General features: G+C 69.9%; 18 protein-coding genes. 6 read left to right on the top strand and 12 right to left on the bottom strand.

Going from position 1 to position 15,407, the window contains the following annotated elements; genetic code table 11:
- Nucleotides 1–83 precede the first annotated feature (83 nt).
- Complete coding sequence (locus ACIQ7D_RS33590; protein WP_403944283.1) at nucleotides 84–674, top strand: recombinase family protein; 591 nt, start codon at nucleotides 84–86, stop codon at nucleotides 672–674.
- A 26-nt stretch (nucleotides 675–700) separates the two neighbouring features.
- On the opposite strand, the gene ACIQ7D_RS33585 is transcribed toward ACIQ7D_RS33590, so the two are convergent.
- Nucleotides 701–1,303: a recombinase family protein gene (locus tag ACIQ7D_RS33585; protein WP_403944280.1), complete on the bottom strand. Its 603-nt coding sequence runs from the start codon at nucleotides 1,301–1,303 to the stop codon at nucleotides 701–703.
- 225 nt (nucleotides 1,304–1,528) lie between these two features.
- Entirely contained in the window at nucleotides 1,529–2,368 is an 840-nt protein-coding gene (locus ACIQ7D_RS33580; protein WP_403944278.1) for a helix-turn-helix transcriptional regulator, read from the bottom strand.
- A gap of 109 nt (nucleotides 2,369–2,477) precedes the next feature.
- Here ACIQ7D_RS33580 and ACIQ7D_RS33575 point away from each other — a divergent pair, with 109 nt between their 5' ends.
- Together ACIQ7D_RS33575 and ACIQ7D_RS33570 are read left to right on the top strand one after the other, a co-directional pair.
- Nucleotides 2,478–2,678 (top strand): hypothetical protein, encoded by a 201-nt coding sequence (locus ACIQ7D_RS33575; protein ID WP_403944277.1) that lies wholly within the window; start codon nucleotides 2,478–2,480, stop codon nucleotides 2,676–2,678.
- On the top strand, nucleotides 2,656–2,997 hold the full coding sequence (locus ACIQ7D_RS33570) for a hypothetical protein (RefSeq protein WP_403944275.1): 342 nt from the start codon (nucleotides 2,656–2,658) through the stop codon (nucleotides 2,995–2,997). Before ACIQ7D_RS33575 ends, ACIQ7D_RS33570 begins: the two co-directional genes overlap by 23 nt.
- Before the next feature lie 233 nt (nucleotides 2,998–3,230).
- On the opposite strand, the gene ACIQ7D_RS33565 is transcribed toward ACIQ7D_RS33570, so the two are convergent.
- The gene (locus tag ACIQ7D_RS33565; protein WP_403944273.1) at nucleotides 3,231–4,247 is read right to left on the bottom strand and encodes a helix-turn-helix transcriptional regulator; all 1,017 of its coding nucleotides are present in this window, start codon (nucleotides 4,245–4,247) and stop codon (nucleotides 3,231–3,233) included.
- A gap of 61 nt (nucleotides 4,248–4,308) precedes the next feature.
- Here ACIQ7D_RS33565 and ACIQ7D_RS33560 point away from each other — a divergent pair, with 61 nt between their 5' ends.
- Nucleotides 4,309–4,764 (top strand): VOC family protein, encoded by a 456-nt coding sequence (locus tag ACIQ7D_RS33560; RefSeq protein ID WP_403944270.1) that lies wholly within the window; start codon nucleotides 4,309–4,311, stop codon nucleotides 4,762–4,764.
- 208 nt (nucleotides 4,765–4,972) lie between these two features.
- Here ACIQ7D_RS33560 and ACIQ7D_RS33555 read toward each other — a convergent pair whose 3' ends face one another.
- Entirely contained in the window at nucleotides 4,973–6,397 is a 1,425-nt protein-coding gene (locus ACIQ7D_RS33555) for a DUF4158 domain-containing protein (protein ID WP_403944295.1), read from the bottom strand.
- 351 nt (nucleotides 6,398–6,748) lie between these two features.
- Here ACIQ7D_RS33555 and ACIQ7D_RS33550 point away from each other — a divergent pair, with 351 nt between their 5' ends.
- On the top strand, nucleotides 6,749–6,886 hold the full coding sequence (locus ACIQ7D_RS33550) for a hypothetical protein (protein ID WP_403944268.1): 138 nt from the start codon (nucleotides 6,749–6,751) through the stop codon (nucleotides 6,884–6,886).
- A 154-nt stretch (nucleotides 6,887–7,040) separates the two neighbouring features.
- On the opposite strand, the gene ACIQ7D_RS33545 is transcribed toward ACIQ7D_RS33550, so the two are convergent.
- The 6 genes from ACIQ7D_RS33545 to dut all read right to left on the bottom strand — a co-directional run bounded on the left by ACIQ7D_RS33545 (nucleotide 7,041) and on the right by dut (nucleotide 13,156).
- Complete coding sequence (locus tag ACIQ7D_RS33545; protein ID WP_403944266.1) at nucleotides 7,041–7,829, bottom strand: DUF3159 domain-containing protein; 789 nt, start codon at nucleotides 7,827–7,829, stop codon at nucleotides 7,041–7,043.
- A gap of 3 nt (nucleotides 7,830–7,832) precedes the next feature.
- A complete protein-coding gene (locus ACIQ7D_RS33540) occupies nucleotides 7,833–8,219 on the bottom strand; it encodes an OB-fold nucleic acid binding domain-containing protein (RefSeq protein WP_385006388.1) in 387 nt (128 codons plus the stop codon).
- Between the two features lie 69 nt (nucleotides 8,220–8,288).
- A complete protein-coding gene (locus tag ACIQ7D_RS33535; RefSeq protein WP_365819145.1) occupies nucleotides 8,289–8,978 on the bottom strand; it encodes a response regulator in 690 nt (229 codons plus the stop codon).
- Between the two features lie 26 nt (nucleotides 8,979–9,004).
- The gene (locus tag ACIQ7D_RS33530; RefSeq protein WP_403944264.1) at nucleotides 9,005–11,548 is read right to left on the bottom strand and encodes an ATP-binding protein; all 2,544 of its coding nucleotides are present in this window, start codon (nucleotides 11,546–11,548) and stop codon (nucleotides 9,005–9,007) included.
- 260 nt (nucleotides 11,549–11,808) lie between these two features.
- The gene (locus ACIQ7D_RS33525; RefSeq protein ID WP_403944262.1) at nucleotides 11,809–12,600 is read right to left on the bottom strand and encodes a DUF3710 domain-containing protein; all 792 of its coding nucleotides are present in this window, start codon (nucleotides 12,598–12,600) and stop codon (nucleotides 11,809–11,811) included.
- A 1-nt stretch (nucleotide 12,601) separates the two neighbouring features.
- Nucleotides 12,602–13,156 (bottom strand): dUTP diphosphatase, encoded by a 555-nt coding sequence (dut, locus tag ACIQ7D_RS33520; RefSeq protein WP_403944294.1) that lies wholly within the window; start codon nucleotides 13,154–13,156, stop codon nucleotides 12,602–12,604.
- Nucleotides 13,157–13,223: 67 nt separating this feature from the next.
- Here dut and ACIQ7D_RS33515 point away from each other — a divergent pair, with 67 nt between their 5' ends.
- Nucleotides 13,224–13,682: a DUF3093 domain-containing protein gene (locus tag ACIQ7D_RS33515; RefSeq protein WP_403944260.1), complete on the top strand. Its 459-nt coding sequence runs from the start codon at nucleotides 13,224–13,226 to the stop codon at nucleotides 13,680–13,682.
- A gap of 92 nt (nucleotides 13,683–13,774) precedes the next feature.
- On the opposite strand, the gene ACIQ7D_RS33510 is transcribed toward ACIQ7D_RS33515, so the two are convergent.
- On the bottom strand, nucleotides 13,775–14,698 hold the full coding sequence (locus ACIQ7D_RS33510) for a hypothetical protein (RefSeq protein WP_403944258.1): 924 nt from the start codon (nucleotides 14,696–14,698) through the stop codon (nucleotides 13,775–13,777).
- A 13-nt stretch (nucleotides 14,699–14,711) separates the two neighbouring features.
- Complete coding sequence (locus ACIQ7D_RS33505; RefSeq protein WP_030350183.1) at nucleotides 14,712–15,008, bottom strand: DUF4193 domain-containing protein; 297 nt, start codon at nucleotides 15,006–15,008, stop codon at nucleotides 14,712–14,714.
- Between the last annotated feature and the right edge of the window lie 399 nt (nucleotides 15,009–15,407).

Raw genomic sequence — 15,407 nt, 5'->3', positions numbered from 1 at the left:
GGAACAACTCCCACAACTCATCCGGCACCAGCCGCTCAACGATCCCCACCATGACTCACAGAATACCGAGTCGCCCAAATGAGATGACTTCTAAGTTCGGCGAGCTGCTGACGTACGCGCGGCCAGGCGACACGGTGCACATCTCCGAGATGTTCCGCCTCGTACGCGGCACCGGCCACATTCTCGACGTGCTCGACGTCCTGCACCGCGACCGCCTCGGCCTGCGCATCCACGACGGCGCGTTCTCCGCAATGGACCTCACCGCCCGCCACCCGCGCACCGGCGAACTGCTGTCCACCGTGAAGTTCATGGTGCAGACCCTCGCCGCTGCAGGCGAACTCCAGCGCGACCTCCAGCGCGAGCTGACGTACGACGGACTGCGGGCCGCCGAGGCCAAGGGCAACAAGGGCGGGCGCCGCCCGGTCGTCACGGCAGCGAAGGCCGCCGCCGTGCGCACCGCGTACCTGGAAGGCCGATCCATCGCTGCCCTCGCCCGCACCCACGACGTCAGCCGCGGCGCCATTCGTACCGCCGTCTCCGACCTCCTGCCCGAGTACACCGCCGCCGACCAGGACGCTCCGGCCCCGGAGCAGTCGGTCGCCCTCGACATGCCGGGCAAGGTCGCCGACTTCCTCCGCGCCGCCGATCTGGACGACTTGGCCCCGGAGTCCTAGCTCAGACACCAGCCGCAAGGTAGCGCTCAGGGCTTCGTGACCTTGGTCTTCTTCGGTTGGCGGGGGACGGTCTTGGCTCTGTCGAGGTGCCCGTACACCGTCGACCTCGGCACGCTGAACATGTCGGCGATCTGCTGGACGGTCTTCTCCCGCTCGTCGTAGAGCCGTTGGGCAAGCGCGGCCTGGTCCTCGGTGAGCTTCGGCCGGCGCCCGCCCACCCGGCCGCGGGCCCGAGCGGAGGCAAGCCCGTCGTTCGTGTTCGCCACGATCAGCTCCCGCTGGAGCTCTGCCAGTACGGACAGCATCCCGAACATGGCCCGCCCCTCCATCGAGGCGGTGTCGATGCCCTGCTCGATAACGTGCAGGCCGATGCCGCGCTCGCGCAGCTCGGCGCCGAGGGTCACCAGGTGCAGCACGGAGCGGGAGAGCCGGTCGAGCCGGGTCACCTTCACCGTGTCGCCCTCGCGCAGCAGATGCATGACGAGATCGAGCTTCGGGCGGGACGCCTTCGCGCCGCTGGCGACGTCGACGTGGATGTTGTCGCGGTCGACTCCGTTGCGGAGTAGTGCGTCGATCTGATGATCGGGGTTCTGGTCGGCCGTCGATGTGCGGCAGTAGCCGATGAGCATTGTCGGAAACTACCCGAAGGACCGTTCTCCAACGTTGATTTCCGACGCGAGTTGCCGACACTGCCCACCTGCGGGTTCTTGATCGCGAGGCCGAGTGTCGACAGACGTTCGTTTGCCGACACTCGGGGTCAGCCCAAGATCGAGGCGAAGGCGTGGAGGCAACCCTAGTAATCCCCTTCCTTGACGGCGGCGCGTCACGTGGACGTGTCTCGCGTGGGCGGCGGGTCAGTGGGTGAACTGCTGGTTTCCTATGACCGAGAGCCGTTGGAGTTTCCCGTGGCTTTCCGTGCCGGGACGCGTAGTCATCACCAGCAGGGTCTGCGCGCGATTGTCGGTGAACAGGATCTGGCAGTCGACCTCGATACGGCCCAGCGCGGGGTGAACGAGGGTTTTGTGGTCCTCGAACCGCTTGGCGACCTCGTGCCGATCCCACACGCGGACGAATTCGGGGCTGCGTTCGCGTAGTTCGGCGACGATCCGCGCGGCTCTGGGGTTGCTGTGGTCGGCGGTCAGCGCGGCCCGCAGGGCGGCTGCCTGAATCCGGTTCTGCCTCGGGTGGTCTTCGTCCGGGTAGTGGGTCCGCTCGGCCGGGTCGGTGAACCATCGGCAGTAAGCGCTGCGTGCCAGACCGGTGTGGCGGGTCTGGTCGCCGAGCAGTGCGATCGCAAGCGGGTTCTGCACCAGGGTGTCGGCGAGATCGGACAGCACCAGGGCCGGGGTGTCGTCGAGGCGGTCCAGGACCCGCATCAGGGCGGGGCTGACGTGCTCGGAGCGAAGGAAGCGGGCCGGGGCATTGTGCCCGATGAGGCGGAAGAGGTGATCGCGTTCGTCCAGGGACAGGCGCAGAGCGCGGGCGAGGGCGGCTACGATCTGCTCGGAGGGCTGCGGGCCGCGCTGCTGTTCCAGCCGGGCGTAGTAGTCGGTGGACATGCCCGCGAGTCCGGCGACCTCTTCCCGACGCAGTCCCCGGGTGCGCCTGCGTGGGCCGTCGATCAGTCCGACATCGCCGGGCTGCAGCGTCTCACGCTGCCGACGCAGGAAATCCGCCAGTCCTTCTTTGTCCATGCCCTCCATGGTGGCTGCTGCCTGCCCATTCGGTGCCTGTTAGTGAGCTGGGCATGACACTGTGGTCGGCGTTTGCCCAGCTCAGGATTCGAACGGCAGGGCTGGGGCGATGAATCTGCTGGTGCACGAGGGGGCGCTGCTGGCGGCCGCGCACCGCATCGCCGTCGACGACCGCCAGGACGTCGCCGCCGTCATGGCGTGGGCCGAAAGCGTCGGCCGCGCCGAGGTCGAGGCCGCGGTGGCGCAGCTGGGTGAGCAGGGCGCGGTCGACGCCACCCTCGCGCTGCATGCAGGCCGAGCAGGTCCGTGACCGGTTCTGTGCCGACGCTCTAGCGTACTTCGCGCTCAGCTCACAGGCCGACACCGAGGCGGAACTCGCCCGGGCGGTGAAGATGCGCACCCGGCACTTGCACTGCGACACCTATCAGGCTGCCGACGATGCCGCAGAACAAGCCCGTTGGCGCACCGCCCACCACCTGCTCCAGACCCGCCTGGCCACCGTGCGCGCCATGGCCGGTGCACCCGCGGCAGCTGCGCCGCAGCGTCCGGTCCAGGCTCGGTGGGCCGACCGGCTCGCTGACGTTGCCCGCCGGCCGCTGAGCACCGAGCAGCCGAAGGAGAACGCATGACGAATCACGGCCCGGCAGGCGAACACAGGTCCGGTCGCAGCGGGTTGGAGGTGCCGTCGTGGCTGGCCGGTGACGCCGGTTGGTGGGCGCATGCCCTCGAGGCGCCCAAGGCCACCGACTGCCTGGAGCCGTTGGGCGTCGACCACTGGCGGCGTCTGGGGCAGGCCGCCCGCAATCAGGTCGTCCTGGCCGAGGGCGGCATCGAATCGTTCCTCGTCGTCGGTGACTTCGCGTTACTGGGCGGAGCGTTCAGCCAGTCGGCGTCCGAGTGCGAGAACCACCGTTTTGAGAGCTTCCGGCTGTTGGATGATGAAGGGCCGGTCCAGCATGGCGAGTGTGCCGGCGACCCACTCGAGGCGTTCAGCCCGCAGAAACACCTGCAGCCAGTCATGACCGTCCGCAGCATCAGGAGGAGACGCTGGCGCAACTGACCCGAGCGTTTCCGGAATCCAGCGCCGAACATAGGCCGGATCAGCGCGGATGAGCACGGAGACGTCGTATCGCGAAGGTGCCGCCGACAGTGGTCCCAGCACCTGGGCCACTGGGTCGATGTTCGCGGGCGCTTCAAAGGTGCCTGGCAGAAGCCGCAGATCGGCCATCCTGTCCAGGCGGTAGGTACGCTGCGCCTGGCGGTCGGCGTCGAAGCCGGTGAGGTAGAGCAGGTTTCGGTACGCCACGATGCCGTGCGGCTGTACGTGCCGCGTAGCCGCACGCCCCTGACGCGTCCGGTACGCGAACGCAACCGGACGCTGGTCCCGTGCCGCCTCAGCCAGACCGAGCAGCGTCTGAGCACCTTCGTCAGCACCAGGACGAGCTTCGGCGTCGTCGTGGTCTTCCGCGCCCGGGCGTCGCTCACCGGTGAAGTCCACTGCCCGGAGTACCGCGTCGATGCGGCGGGCGAGCGCGGCAGGCAGCACTCGGCGCACCTTCGCAGTGGCCGTCTCCATCACCAGCGGGGTTACCGGACCACTGTGCGCATGTTGGTTGACCAGCAACGCCCACACCACGGCAAGGCCTTCCTCGTCGTTCAGCATCAGCGGCGGCATGCGGTAGTGACGGGCCAGACGGTAACCGCCGTACCGACCGCGAACCCCGTCCACTGGAATGTCCATCTCGCGTAGCTGCTCGACATAGCGACGCACGGTGCGCTGATCGACTCCGAGGCGCTCGGCGAGGTCGACAACAGTGCGGGTTCCTCCCGCCTGCAACAACTCCAGCAAGGCGAGAACGCGTGCGGTTGGTCGGGCCATACCTGCGATGATGCGGCATTTCCGGGCGGAATATGACCTGTATTCATTCTAAGGTGACCACATGACCGCCTCAGCCGCAGTGCAGCTCGCCTCCGTCCGTCTCATCACCGATGACATTCCGCGGCTCGTCCGCTTCTACAAGGCCCTCACCGGTGCGACTCCGCGGTACCTCACCGAGGATTTCGTCGAACTGGTGACCCCCTCAGCCACCGTCGCTGTCAGCGGCTCCGCCCGCGTCGCTTTCATCACCACCAACACGCCCCGTGGGGGTGCAAACAACAGTGCGATCGTCGAGTTCCTCGTCGACGACACCAACGCCGTATACGAGAGGCTTGCGACCGATTTCGGCGACGATCTTGATGTCGTTCAGCCTCCGACCATGATGCCGTGGGGTAATCTGTCGGCTCTTGTCCGCGACCCCGACGGATCCCTTGTCAACCTCTACACGCCAGTCACACCCGAGGCATGGCAGCTTCAGCGCAACCGGACACCGAAGCCACCGCACGCAGGCCTGTAAAGCGAGCGGTGTAACCGATGCCGGCGGCGAAGCTGGCGACGGTACCGGCGGCGCGGCGGACCTGATAGAGGCGGGTCGGGCGAGTGCGGCCTGCTGATCGGGTCCGGGTCCTGCGGGTTGCCGGGCGCACCACCCGTGAGTTCGGCTACGAACCCCTCTTCGGAAAGCTCGAACCCGCGGCCTTCCGCCATCTCGTGCAGCCGCTCGATCACGGCACGGCAGTCGCCGTGAGCCGGTCCAGGCCGTTCGTCATCCGCTGCTTCAGGTCCGTGATGAACTCCGCCGCGTCCAGCGGCTGACGGATCGCCGCGTAGTGCACGGTGCGGGTGGCCTCGAAGTCGCCGGGCAGATCGTCCTCCGGGTTGCCCCACCGCCTCCCGCCCTCGCCGTAGATCTCACGGCGGCGGATCGCGTCGCGCAGCGCGACCAGGACGCACAGCTCGTACGGGATGCGCTCGACCCTGCCCTTGTCGTCGACGACGGCCTCGCGCCAGTCCTTTCGTACGACGCCGTCCATCGGCACCGCGTCCGCGGCGTCGTAGAAGCGGGTCTTGCCGTCGATGTCGGCGTACTTCTCCAGCAGCGCGAGCGCGTCCATGACCGGCCGGTAAGCGGTGTTGTTGCAGCGGAAGCCCAGCGTGCGCAGCAGCGGCGGCAGCATCTGCCGGTAGTACGAGCTGTACGACGAGCGCAGCGTGGTGCGGACCTTGGCCTTGAAGACCTTCTCGTTCGCCTTCGCCTCGGCCACCAGGTCGCGCAGCGTCTTCTCCCCGACCACCGGGTAGAGGGCCGTGCGTACGGTCTTGTCGGGCTGGCCGATCGCCGCGTCGGCGAGCCGGAAGAGGATGCCCTCCTTGCCCCGGACCTTCTTCAACTCGGCCGTGAGCTGCCTCTCCACCCGCCGCTCGGCCCGAGCGTTGATCTTCTGCACCAGGGCGATCAGCAGGTCCCCCAGGGCGTCGGTGATCTCCGCCTGCCGGGAGGAGCACAGCGCCGCGAGCAGCGTGATCCGTACGTCCTCGGCGGTGTCGCGGAAGTCCGAGGGGTACATCTTGATCGCCCGCGCCCGCCACGCGGCTATCAGCTTCTCCGAGCAGTCCGCGAACAGCCCCTCGGGCAGCCCGAGTCTGCGCATGTCGTTCAGCTTGTTGACCTCGGTCAGCAGGGAGTCCAGGCCGACCGCGCCCGGGTCACGCTTGAGCAGCGCCAGCAGTGCGGCGCCATCCTCGTTGCCCTCCGCGACCAGGGCCAGAAGCCGGGACACCCCGACCTCACCCAGGCGCTCGATGGCCCGCGCGCAGAACACCCGCTCCCACCGGTTGCGGGCCGCGATCAGCACCTTCTCAATCCGAGTCCGGCCCGGCGGCTCGATACTGCGCGCCCGGCACTCGACCAGCAGGGCCTCCCGCTGCCGGTCCTCCACCAGCTCGACCGGGCACACCTCCGTGGCCAGCCACGCGGTGAGCTGTTCCTCGTCCTCCAGCGTCGCCGACCGGAACCCCAGCGCTTCCCGGACCTGGGCGCGGTGGTACTCGGCGGTCCGGCCAGCCAGGGAGTACTTCGCGAAGTCGGCGGCTGGGACCTTCGCCAGCCCGGCGACGTACGCCACCGCGGCCTGTGGGACCTCTTCCAGCAGGTCCGGGAAACCGGCCCTCCAGCTCGAAGAACTTCAGCATCAGGCAGAAGCCGAGCCGCGTCGCCCCGGTCTTGTTGGCCGCCACCAGTCGCCATCCAACAGCGTCCAGCTCGCCAACAGCTCTTCCGGCGACCACTCCTGACGCCCTTTTCGCCCCTCCCTCGCCGAGCCTCTAATCACTCGATCAGCTCAACGAGGCGTCCGATGCCGGGAAACGGGATGTCTGACGACGCGAAAGCTACCCGCCGGTCACCTTGCGGCTGGTGTCTGAGCTAGGACTCCGGGGCCGACTTCGAACGGGTCGCGCTCGACCAGGGCGTCACCGTACGGCGCGGCCAGGGCTACACCTTGCGCGTCACCGCTGTACCCACAGTCCACCGCCAGCTCCTCGACCGCTGCCAGCCCCTCGACGGCACCGCATCGGTCCCGGCCCAGCGCAAGGCCCGCCGCGAGTACGCGAACCGCGTCAGCGCCCTCATCGAGTGATCACCGCCGTTTGCGGCTGGTGACAGCGTTCTTACCGGCACCCCTACACGCACGGACGGTCCGTACACGCGGACCGTCCCGTACACCTGGAGGACGGACACACGCGGATCGCCGGGGAGGTCGTGACCTGCCCGGCGATTCGTCCGTACGTGTCCTACCGGCGGTGGCGGGCCGGTCCCCGGTCCCCCGTCGTGGCCGCGGCGGCGGCCGCGCGCTCCTTCTCGGCCTGCTCCTCCGCCTCCATCTCGGCGAAGACATCGATCGGCGGCGGCGCCTTCGCGAGGAAGACCCAGGTCAGATAGACCGCCAGCAGGAACGGCGGGATCTTGAGCGAGATCAGCACCCAGCCGAGCTGTGTGGTGTCCGCCCACCAGTAGAGCGGGAAGAGGATCGCGCACTTGGCGAGCAGGATCAGCCCCCAGGCCCAACTGGCCTTGGCGTACGCCTTCTTGCGGCCGGGGTTGCGGGTGCGCCAGGAGAGGTTCTCCTTGAAGACCGGGCCCAGGATCAGGCCGATCAGCGGCACGCCCGCCAGCGTGGTGATGATGTAGGCGAGCGCCAGCCCCAGCGTGTAGAGCATGCCGGGGAGGTAGAAGTCCTTGGCGTTGCCGGTCATCATCGCGAAGACGACACCGAAGGCGACACCGAAGACCCCGCTGAAGGCGTGTTTGACGGTGTCCCGGCGGACCAGCCGTACCACCACCAGCAGCAGCGAGACGCCGAGCGCCGCGATCGCCGAGGTGTGCAGGTCCTTGTTGACGGTGTAGATCGTGACGAAGAGCAGACCGGGGAGGACCGTCTCCACCATGCCGCGCACGCCGCCGAACGCCTCGAAGAGCGCCGCCTCCGTGACGGCTTTCGCATCACCGTCCGGGTCGGGTGACGCGGCTGAGGACGGTGCGGGGGAAACGGTCGGGGCGGTGGGCTCGTCGGGTGACGTCACCGGCTACTCCTGTCCGAGCGGTCGGAGTTCGTATGTGGGATTGAACAGCACGCGCCGGCCGTGGCTCAGGGAGATCCGGCCGGAGGCGATCAGCTTGCGGCCCGGTTCGATGCCCACGATGGAGCGCCGGCCCAGCCACACCACGTCCAGCGGCGCGGTGCCGTCGAACAGCTCCGCCTCCAGCGCGGGCACACCGGCCCGGGGTCGCAGGGTGACCGTCCGCAACGTACCAGCCACCCGGACGATCTGGCGGTCGTCGCACTCGGAGATACGGGTGCAACCGGACGCCTGGGCGTCCTCGCGCAGCTCCTCGGACTCCAGATCCTCCTGGGAGCTGGAGAGCCGGTCGAGCATCCGGCGGAAGCGGCCGGTCGGCTTCTCAGCACTCATGTCTGAAGGGTACCGGGGTACGGGTGCGACAGGAGTACGCGACGACGTGTCCGGACCAACGGAATCGGATCACCGTTCGAAGCGGTAGCCCATGCCCGGCTCCGTGACGAAGTGCCGGGGATGCGAGGGGTCCGTCTCCAGCTTCCGCCTGAGCTGGGCCATGTAGACCCGCAGATAGTTGGTCTCCGTGCCGTACGAGGGGCCCCAGACCTCCTGGAGGAGCTGTTTCTGGCTGACCAGCCGGCCCGTGTTCCGTACCAGGACCTCCAGCAGGTGCCATTCGGTCGGGGTGAGGCGTACGTCGCGGCCCTCGCGGTGGACCTTCTTCGCCGCCAGGTCGACGGTGAACCCCGCCGTCTCGACCACCGCGACGGTCTCATCGCCGTCCCCGCCGAGCGGTTCGGCCCGGCGGACCGCGGCGCGCAGCCGGGCCAGCAGCTCGTCCATGCCGAACGGCTTGGTGACGTAGTCGTCGGCGCCCGCGTCCAGCGCTTCGACCTTCTCGTCGGAGGTGTGGCGCGCGGAGAGCACCAGGATCGGGACGCGTGTCCAGCCGCGCAGCCCCTTGATCACCTCGACGCCGTCCATGTCCGGCAGCCCGAGGTCGAGCACGACCACGTCGGGGTGGCGGGCCGCCGCCAGTTCCAGCGCGGTCGTGCCGTCGGAGGCCGCGTCCACCTCGTACTTGCGTGCCCTCAGATTGATCACGAGGGCCCGTACGATCTGTGGCTCGTCGTCGACCACGAGCACCCGGGTCATAGAGGTCCGCCTTTCTGCTGTCCCGGTCATGAGCCGACGCGGGCGGGAGGTTCGATGCGCGCCGGTACGGGACCGGCGGCAGCGGAGAGGGTGAGCACCATGGTCAGACCGCCGCCGGGGGTGTCCTCGGCGGCGAGCGTGCCGCCCATCGCGTCCACGAAGCCGCGGGCGACGGCGAGCCCGAGGCCGACCCCGGCCCCGCGCGGGGCGTCCCCGTGGCGCTGGAAGGGTTCGAAGATACGTTCCTTGGCGTCCTCGGGGACACCGGGGCCGCGGTCCACCACCCGTACCTCGACCCGGGCGCCGAGCGCGCTGGCGGCGATGGTGACGCGCCGTCCCTCGGGGCTGTACTTGACGGCGTTCTCGACGATGTTGGCGACCGCGCGCTCCAGCAGCCCGGGGTCGACGGCCACCATGGGCAGCGACTCGGGGATGTCCAGCTCGACGCTGTTCTCCGGTACGCCGCCGAGCGCCATGGGGACGACCTCGTCCAGGTCGATCTCGCGCATCAGCGGGGTGACGGTGCCGGTCTGGAGCCGGGACATGTCGAGGAGGTTCCCCACGAGGTGGTCGAGGCGGTCGGCGCCGTGCTCGATGCCCTCCAGCAGTTCCGCCCGGTCCTCCTCGGACCATTCCACGTCGTCCGAGCGGAGCGAGGAGACCGCGGCCTTGATACCGGCCAGCGGGGTGCGCAGATCGTGGCTGACGGCCGCGAGCAGGGCCGTGCGGATACGGTTGCCCTCGGCGAGCGCGCGGGCCTGCTCGGCCTCACCGACCAGGCGCTGGCGGTCGAGTACGACGGCGGCCTGCGCGGCGAACGCGGCGAGCACCCGGCGGTCCTCGGCGGGCAGCACCCGCCCGGAGAGCGCCAGCGCCATATGGTCGCCGACGGGCATGTCCACGTCGGCGGACTCGGGGCGGTCGACGGGCTGGGGGCCCACGCTGCCGGCCCGGGTCCACGGGTCGACGTCGCTCTTGCGTTCGAGCAGCGCCACGGACTCCATGGCGAAGGTCTCGCGGACCCGCTCCAGCAGGGCGTCGAGGGCCGTCTCTCCGCGCAGCACGCTGCCCGCGAGGAAGGACAGGATCTCGGACTCGGCGCGCAGCCGGGAGGCCGTATGGGTACGGCGCGCCGCCAGGTCCACCACGGAGGCCACCGCCACGGCCACCGCGAAGAAGATCACGATGGCGACCAGGTTCTTCGGGTCCTGGATGGTCAGGTTGTGGGTGGGCGGCGTGAAGTAGAAGTTGAGCAGCATCGAACCGACGGCGGCCGAGGCGAGCGCCGGCCGCAATCCGCCCAGCAGAGCGGCCAGCACGGTCAGGAAGAGGAAGAGCAGGACGTCGTTGGCGAGCCCGAGGGTGTTGTTCAGCGCGGTCAGCAGCACCGCCAGCAGCACCGGCGCGACGACCCCGGCCAGCCAGCCCCAGATGAGCCGGGAGCGGCCGAGCCGGGCGCCGCGCGCGCCGGGCAGCCCGCGCCCCTTCGCGGCCTCCTCGTGCGTGACGATGTGCACGTCCAGGTCGGGCCCCGACTCCCGTGCCACGGTGGCGCCCACCCCGGGACCGAAGATGTACTGCCAGGTCTTGCGGCGGCTGGAGCCCAGCACGATCTGTGTGGCGTTGACGCCGCGCGCGAACTCCAGCAGCGCGGAGGGGATGTCGTCGCCGATCACATGGTGGAAGGTGCCGCCCAGGTCCTCGACGAGGGTGCGCTGGACCGCCAGCTCCTTGGGCGAGGCGGCCGTGAGGCCGTCGCTGCGGGCTATGTAGACGGCGAGGATCTCGCTGCCGGATCCCTTGGCGGCCATGCGGGCGGCACGGCGGATGAGCGTACGGCCCTCGGGTCCGCCGGTGAGGCCGACGACGATCCGCTCACGCGCCTGCCAGGTGGTACGGATGTTGTGCTCGCCGCGGTACTGCTGGAGGTACTCGTCCACCCGGTCGGCGACCCAGAGCAGCGCCAGCTCACGCAGCGCGGTGAGGTTGCCGGGGCGGAAGTAGTGCGAGAGCGCGGCGTCGACCTTGTCGGGCTTGTAGACGTTGCCGTGGGCCATCCGGCGGCGCAGCGCCTGGGGCGACATGTCGACCAGTTCGATCTGGTCGGCGCGCCGGACCATCTCGTCGGGGACGGTCTCGCGCTGCCGTACACCGGTTATCGACTCGACGACGTCACCGAGCGATTCCAGGTGCTGGATGTTGACGGTGGAGACGACCTCGATGCCGGCCTTGAGCAGTTCCTCGACGTCCTGCCAGCGCTTGGCGTTGCGGGAGCCGGGCACGTTGGTGTGGGCCAGTTCGTCCACCAGCGCGACGGCGGGCCGACGCGCCAGGACGGCGTCGACGTCCATCTCGGTGAAGACGCTTCCCCGGTACTCCAGTTCGCGCCGCTCGACCGCCTCCAGGCCGTGCAGCATCACTTCCGTACGCGGCCGGTCGTGGTGCTCGACGAACGCGACGACGCAGTCCGTGCCCCGCTCCACGCGGCGGTGCGCCTCGGAGAGCATCGCGTACGTCTTGCCGACGCCCGGTGCCGCGCCCAGGTAGATACGTAGCTTGCCGCGTCCCATGGCCCCATTGTCTTCCAGAAGGGCCGGCGTGCCCGACCTGCCGACCGTCCTGACGAAACTACCGCCGGTGACGACGCGGACGGCCGCCGTGCGGGGGTCCGGGGGCCGGTTTTGACACGATTCTGACGGCGAGGGGCGGGAGGTGACAGCGTACGGCGGGGGGCGTACGGCAGGGGCGCGGGGCCCGGGGCGGTCGCCCCGGGCACGCGAAGGGGCCGCACCCCGCCTGGGGTACAGCCCCTCGCATGCCCGTACGGGTGTCAGCGCACCTCGGTGATCTCGGGACCGCGCTGGAGCTGTCCCATGCCGCCGGAGAAGCGGGAACTCTCCTGGTCCTCCTGCTGGACGCCCTCGGCGACCATCTGCGCGTCGTCCGGGAGCTGGAGGACGATCGGGTCGCGGGGGGCCATCGGGCCCTCCCCGCGGACGACGACGGTGTCCCGGAAGATCTGCTCCAGCAGCCCCGCGGCCTCGGGCTGCACCGCGCCCTGCCCGGAGATCACGCCGCGCAGGAACCAGCGCGGGCCGTCGACCCCGATGAAGCGCACGAGCTGTACGCCTCCGGTGCCGTCCGGAAGCTGTACGGGGACCTGGGCGCGCAGCTCCCAGCCCAGCGGACCCTCGACCTCGTCGATGATGCCGCCCTGCTGGGTGATGCCCGTGGCGATCTCCTCGCGGACCTCGCCCCAGATGCCCTCCTTCTTGGGCGCGGCGAACGCCTGGAGCTGCACGGCGCTGTCGCGCACCACGACCGTGGCGGCGACGATCGCGTCACCGGCGACCTCCACGCGCAGCTCCATGCCCTCGACCGCGGGAACGAAGATGCCCCCGAGGCCGACACGGCCCTCCTCGGGCCTGGAGACCTCGGAGATGTCCCAGGGGCCGTCGGGCCTGGGCGCCGGCGGAAGGTTCGCACGGCGGGGCGCGGGCGCCGCCTCCGTGTCGTCGGCGTCCCCGGCGTCCTCACCGGCCTCGTCGACGAACTGCTCGGTCTCGCCCGCTGTCCCCGCCTCGTCCTCGGCGGAACCACTCTTCTTGCGACGTCCGAACACGTCACTGTCCTTCCCGGTCGGATACGACCGAAGCGTATCGATTCCCACCCTGTACCCCGCCGCCCACGGCGGCATGACCGCCGGTGGACCCGAAGCCCCCCTCGGCCCGCGCAGAACCGGGAAGCTCCGCCACCTCGTGGAAGCGCACCTTCTCGACCTGCTGGACGATGAGCTGGGCAATCCGGTCGAACCGCTCGAACCGCACGCTCTCGCGGGGGTCCAGATTGACCACGATCACTTTGATCTCCCCACGGTACCCGGCATCCACCGTCCCGGGGGCATTCACCAGCGCGACCCCGCAGCGGGCGGCGAGCCCGGAGCGCGGGTGCACGAAGGCCGCGTAGCCGTCGGGCAGGGCCACGGAGAAGCCGGTCGGCAGCACCGCGCGCTCGCCGGGGGCCAGCTCGGCGGCCTCGGTGGTGACCAGATCGGCCCCAGCGTCGCCGGGGTGCGCGTACGAGGGGAGCGGGACCTCCGGGTCGACACGGCGGATCAGTACGTCCACGGGGCGGCCGGGCGCCGCGCGGGGTGCGGGGGGCGTCCCCGGGGATGGCACGTTACTCACAGGCGCAGACCTTACCCGCGCGGTCGCCCGCGGGGCGCACCATGCCAAGCTTGGCCCCATGGAGCCTTCCCTCGCGCGTTACGACGAACGCCTGACCGCGCCCCCTTCCTGGTGGGGTATCGCCGCTCTCCTCGCCGTGGCGGGCGGCCTCATGACGCTGCCGATGGGCACGCTGCCGATGCTCGGCGGCGTGCTCGTCGCGGGCGCGCTCGCGACGGCCGGGGTCAGCGGTTACGGCTCCGCGCGGATCCGGGTGGTGGCGGACTCGCTGGTCGCGGGCGACGCGCGGATCCCCGTGGCGGCGCTCGGCGCGGCCGAGGTGCTGGATCCGGAGGAGGCGCGGGCCTGGCGGCTGGAGAAGGCCGATCCGCGCGCCTTCATGCTGCTGCGCAGCTACGTACCGACGGCACTGCGCGTGGAGGTCACGGACCCGGACGACCCGACACCGTACGTCTATCTCTCGACCAGGGACCCGCGGGCGCTGGCGGCGGCGCTGGACGCGGTCCGTACGGGCTGAGCACGGACACGGCGGCGGCCCAGGGGCCTCCCGAGGGGCGTACGGGGACGGCCGGGGTGGGGCCTGACGGTCCTGGTGGCCCTGACGGCCCCTCAGTGGCCCAGTTCCCTGGGCAGCCCCGGGGGCAGCTCGTCCGGCCGCTCCAGGGGCGGCAGGGCAGGCAGCGCGTCCCAGGGCACCTGGCGGGTCCGCAGGTCCTTGCGGACGTGTTCGGCGACCTTCTTGGTGTCCCGCCGGTTCATCAGGGCGCCTACGGCGGCCCCGATCATGAAGGGGATCAGGTTCGGCAGGGTACGGACCATGCGCTTGGTGATCTGGTGTCGCAGCTCGCGCTTCATGGGGCCGCTGAGCGCGCCGTTGAAGGTCGACGGTTTGGTGATGTCGACGCCGCGCTCCTCGGTCCAGGACGTCAGATAGGCGGCGCTGCGCTCCCTGAGGGTGCCGGGCGGGCGCTGTCCGTAGACCTCGTGCAGCTCCGCGATGAGCTTCAGCTCGATCGCGGCGACGGCGATGATCTCGGCGGCCAGTTCGGCCGGCATCGCGGGGGGTACGGGCATCATCGCGGCGGCGCCGACCCCGGCCCCGACGGTGGAGCTGCTGTTCGCGGCGCCCGCGACCAGCTTGTCGGCCAGTTCCTCGGGGCCGAGGCCCGGGAACTGCGTGCGCAGGGTCGCGAGGTCGCGTACCGGGATCCGGGGCGCGTTCTCGATGATCCGGTCGGCGACGAACGCGAGGGCCGCCTTGGCCCCGTCGCTCCCCTTGCGCACGCCCCGTTTCACGCTGTCCAGGCGCCGGCCCCCGGTCGTGGGGCCGCCGTGGTCCTCCCGGACGGCTTCGAGCGAGGCCGGCCGGCCTCGCTCGTCCTCGTGCGCGCCGTGCTGGGGCAGCGGGGCGGAGTGCTCGGCAGCGGGCTGATCGCCTTCTGCCGGGCCCGAGCCGCCCTGATACGTCTCCGGTGCCTCCGGGGCGTTCCTGCGCCGGAAGCGCCGTTTCCGGAACGGTGTGTCGCCTGCCACGGCCTGTCGGACCTCAGTCGCAGTCGCGGCAGATGGGCTGGCCGTTCTTCTCCCGGGCGAGCTGGGAGCGGTGGTGCACGAGGAAGCAGCTCATGCACGTGAACTCGTCGGCCTGCCGCGGCAGGACCCGGACGGACAGCTCCTCGTTGGAGAGATCCGCGCCGGGCAGTTCCAGGCCCTCGGCCTGCTCGAACTCGTCGACGTCGACCGCTGAGGTCGACTTGTCGTTCCGACGGGCCTTCAGTTCCTCAAGGCTGTCCTGATCGACGTCGTCATCGGTCTTGCGTGGGGTGTCGTAATCCGTTGCCATGTCGTCGCTCTCCCCCTCTGGGTGTCTGTGGTGTCTCAGCGCACGTAACGCGTGAGAGGCCGGACTTGTGCCCGACCTGAGGCGGAGATTTTGCCTCACATCAAGGTCTGTTACTCAATCGACACCCAACCGGACTCCTCAGGAGTGATCGGCTTCGGGTGGCGAAGGGGACCGTACACGGTCCCTCTTTCCTGCCGCACGGGCGCCACCCCGTGTACTTCCCGTGATCACGACCCCCGGAAACCCGGACTTTACCGGCTTTCCGATGAAGGCTTGATCACACAGAGTCGATAGGCGGGAATTCGCCCCTGTGATCGATCACACAAAGATCCGGCAAAAACCCACCACGGAAATTCCGCGCAAAGCGAACAAACTAATCCGCCGCGTGAATACCGAGCG

This window comes from Streptomyces sp. NPDC096310 (assembly GCF_044763125.1).
In the GTDB taxonomy this organism is placed as follows: domain Bacteria; phylum Actinomycetota; class Actinomycetes; order Streptomycetales; family Streptomycetaceae; genus Streptomyces.
Note: the sequence above shows the minus strand (reverse complement) of the source record. Positions and strands in the feature narration are given on the sequence as shown.

Coding starts and splice junctions, on each gene's coding strand:
- ACIQ7D_RS33590 (WP_403944283.1), top strand. CDS start 84: ATGACTTCTAAGTTCGGCGAGCTGCTGACGTACGCGCGGCCAGGCGAC.
- ACIQ7D_RS33585 (WP_403944280.1), bottom strand. CDS start 1,303: ATGCTCATCGGCTACTGCCGCACATCGACGGCCGACCAGAACCCCGAT.
- ACIQ7D_RS33535 (WP_365819145.1), bottom strand. CDS start 8,978: ATGACCCGGGTGCTCGTGGTCGACGACGAGCCACAGATCGTACGGGCC.
- ACIQ7D_RS33580 (WP_403944278.1), bottom strand. CDS start 2,368: ATGGACAAAGAAGGACTGGCGGATTTCCTGCGTCGGCAGCGTGAGACG.
- ACIQ7D_RS33560 (WP_403944270.1), top strand. CDS start 4,309: ATGACCGCCTCAGCCGCAGTGCAGCTCGCCTCCGTCCGTCTCATCACC.
- ACIQ7D_RS33505 (WP_030350183.1), bottom strand. CDS start 15,008: ATGGCAACGGATTACGACACCCCACGCAAGACCGATGACGACGTCGAT.
- ACIQ7D_RS33565 (WP_403944273.1), bottom strand. CDS start 4,247: ATGGCCCGACCAACCGCACGCGTTCTCGCCTTGCTGGAGTTGTTGCAG.
- ACIQ7D_RS33575 (WP_403944277.1), top strand. CDS start 2,478: ATGAATCTGCTGGTGCACGAGGGGGCGCTGCTGGCGGCCGCGCACCGC.
- ACIQ7D_RS33570 (WP_403944275.1), top strand. CDS start 2,656: ATGCAGGCCGAGCAGGTCCGTGACCGGTTCTGTGCCGACGCTCTAGCG.
- ACIQ7D_RS33540 (WP_385006388.1), bottom strand. CDS start 8,219: ATGAGTGCTGAGAAGCCGACCGGCCGCTTCCGCCGGATGCTCGACCGG.
- ACIQ7D_RS33530 (WP_403944264.1), bottom strand. CDS start 11,548: ATGGGACGCGGCAAGCTACGTATCTACCTGGGCGCGGCACCGGGCGTC.
- ACIQ7D_RS33515 (WP_403944260.1), top strand. CDS start 13,224: ATGGAGCCTTCCCTCGCGCGTTACGACGAACGCCTGACCGCGCCCCCT.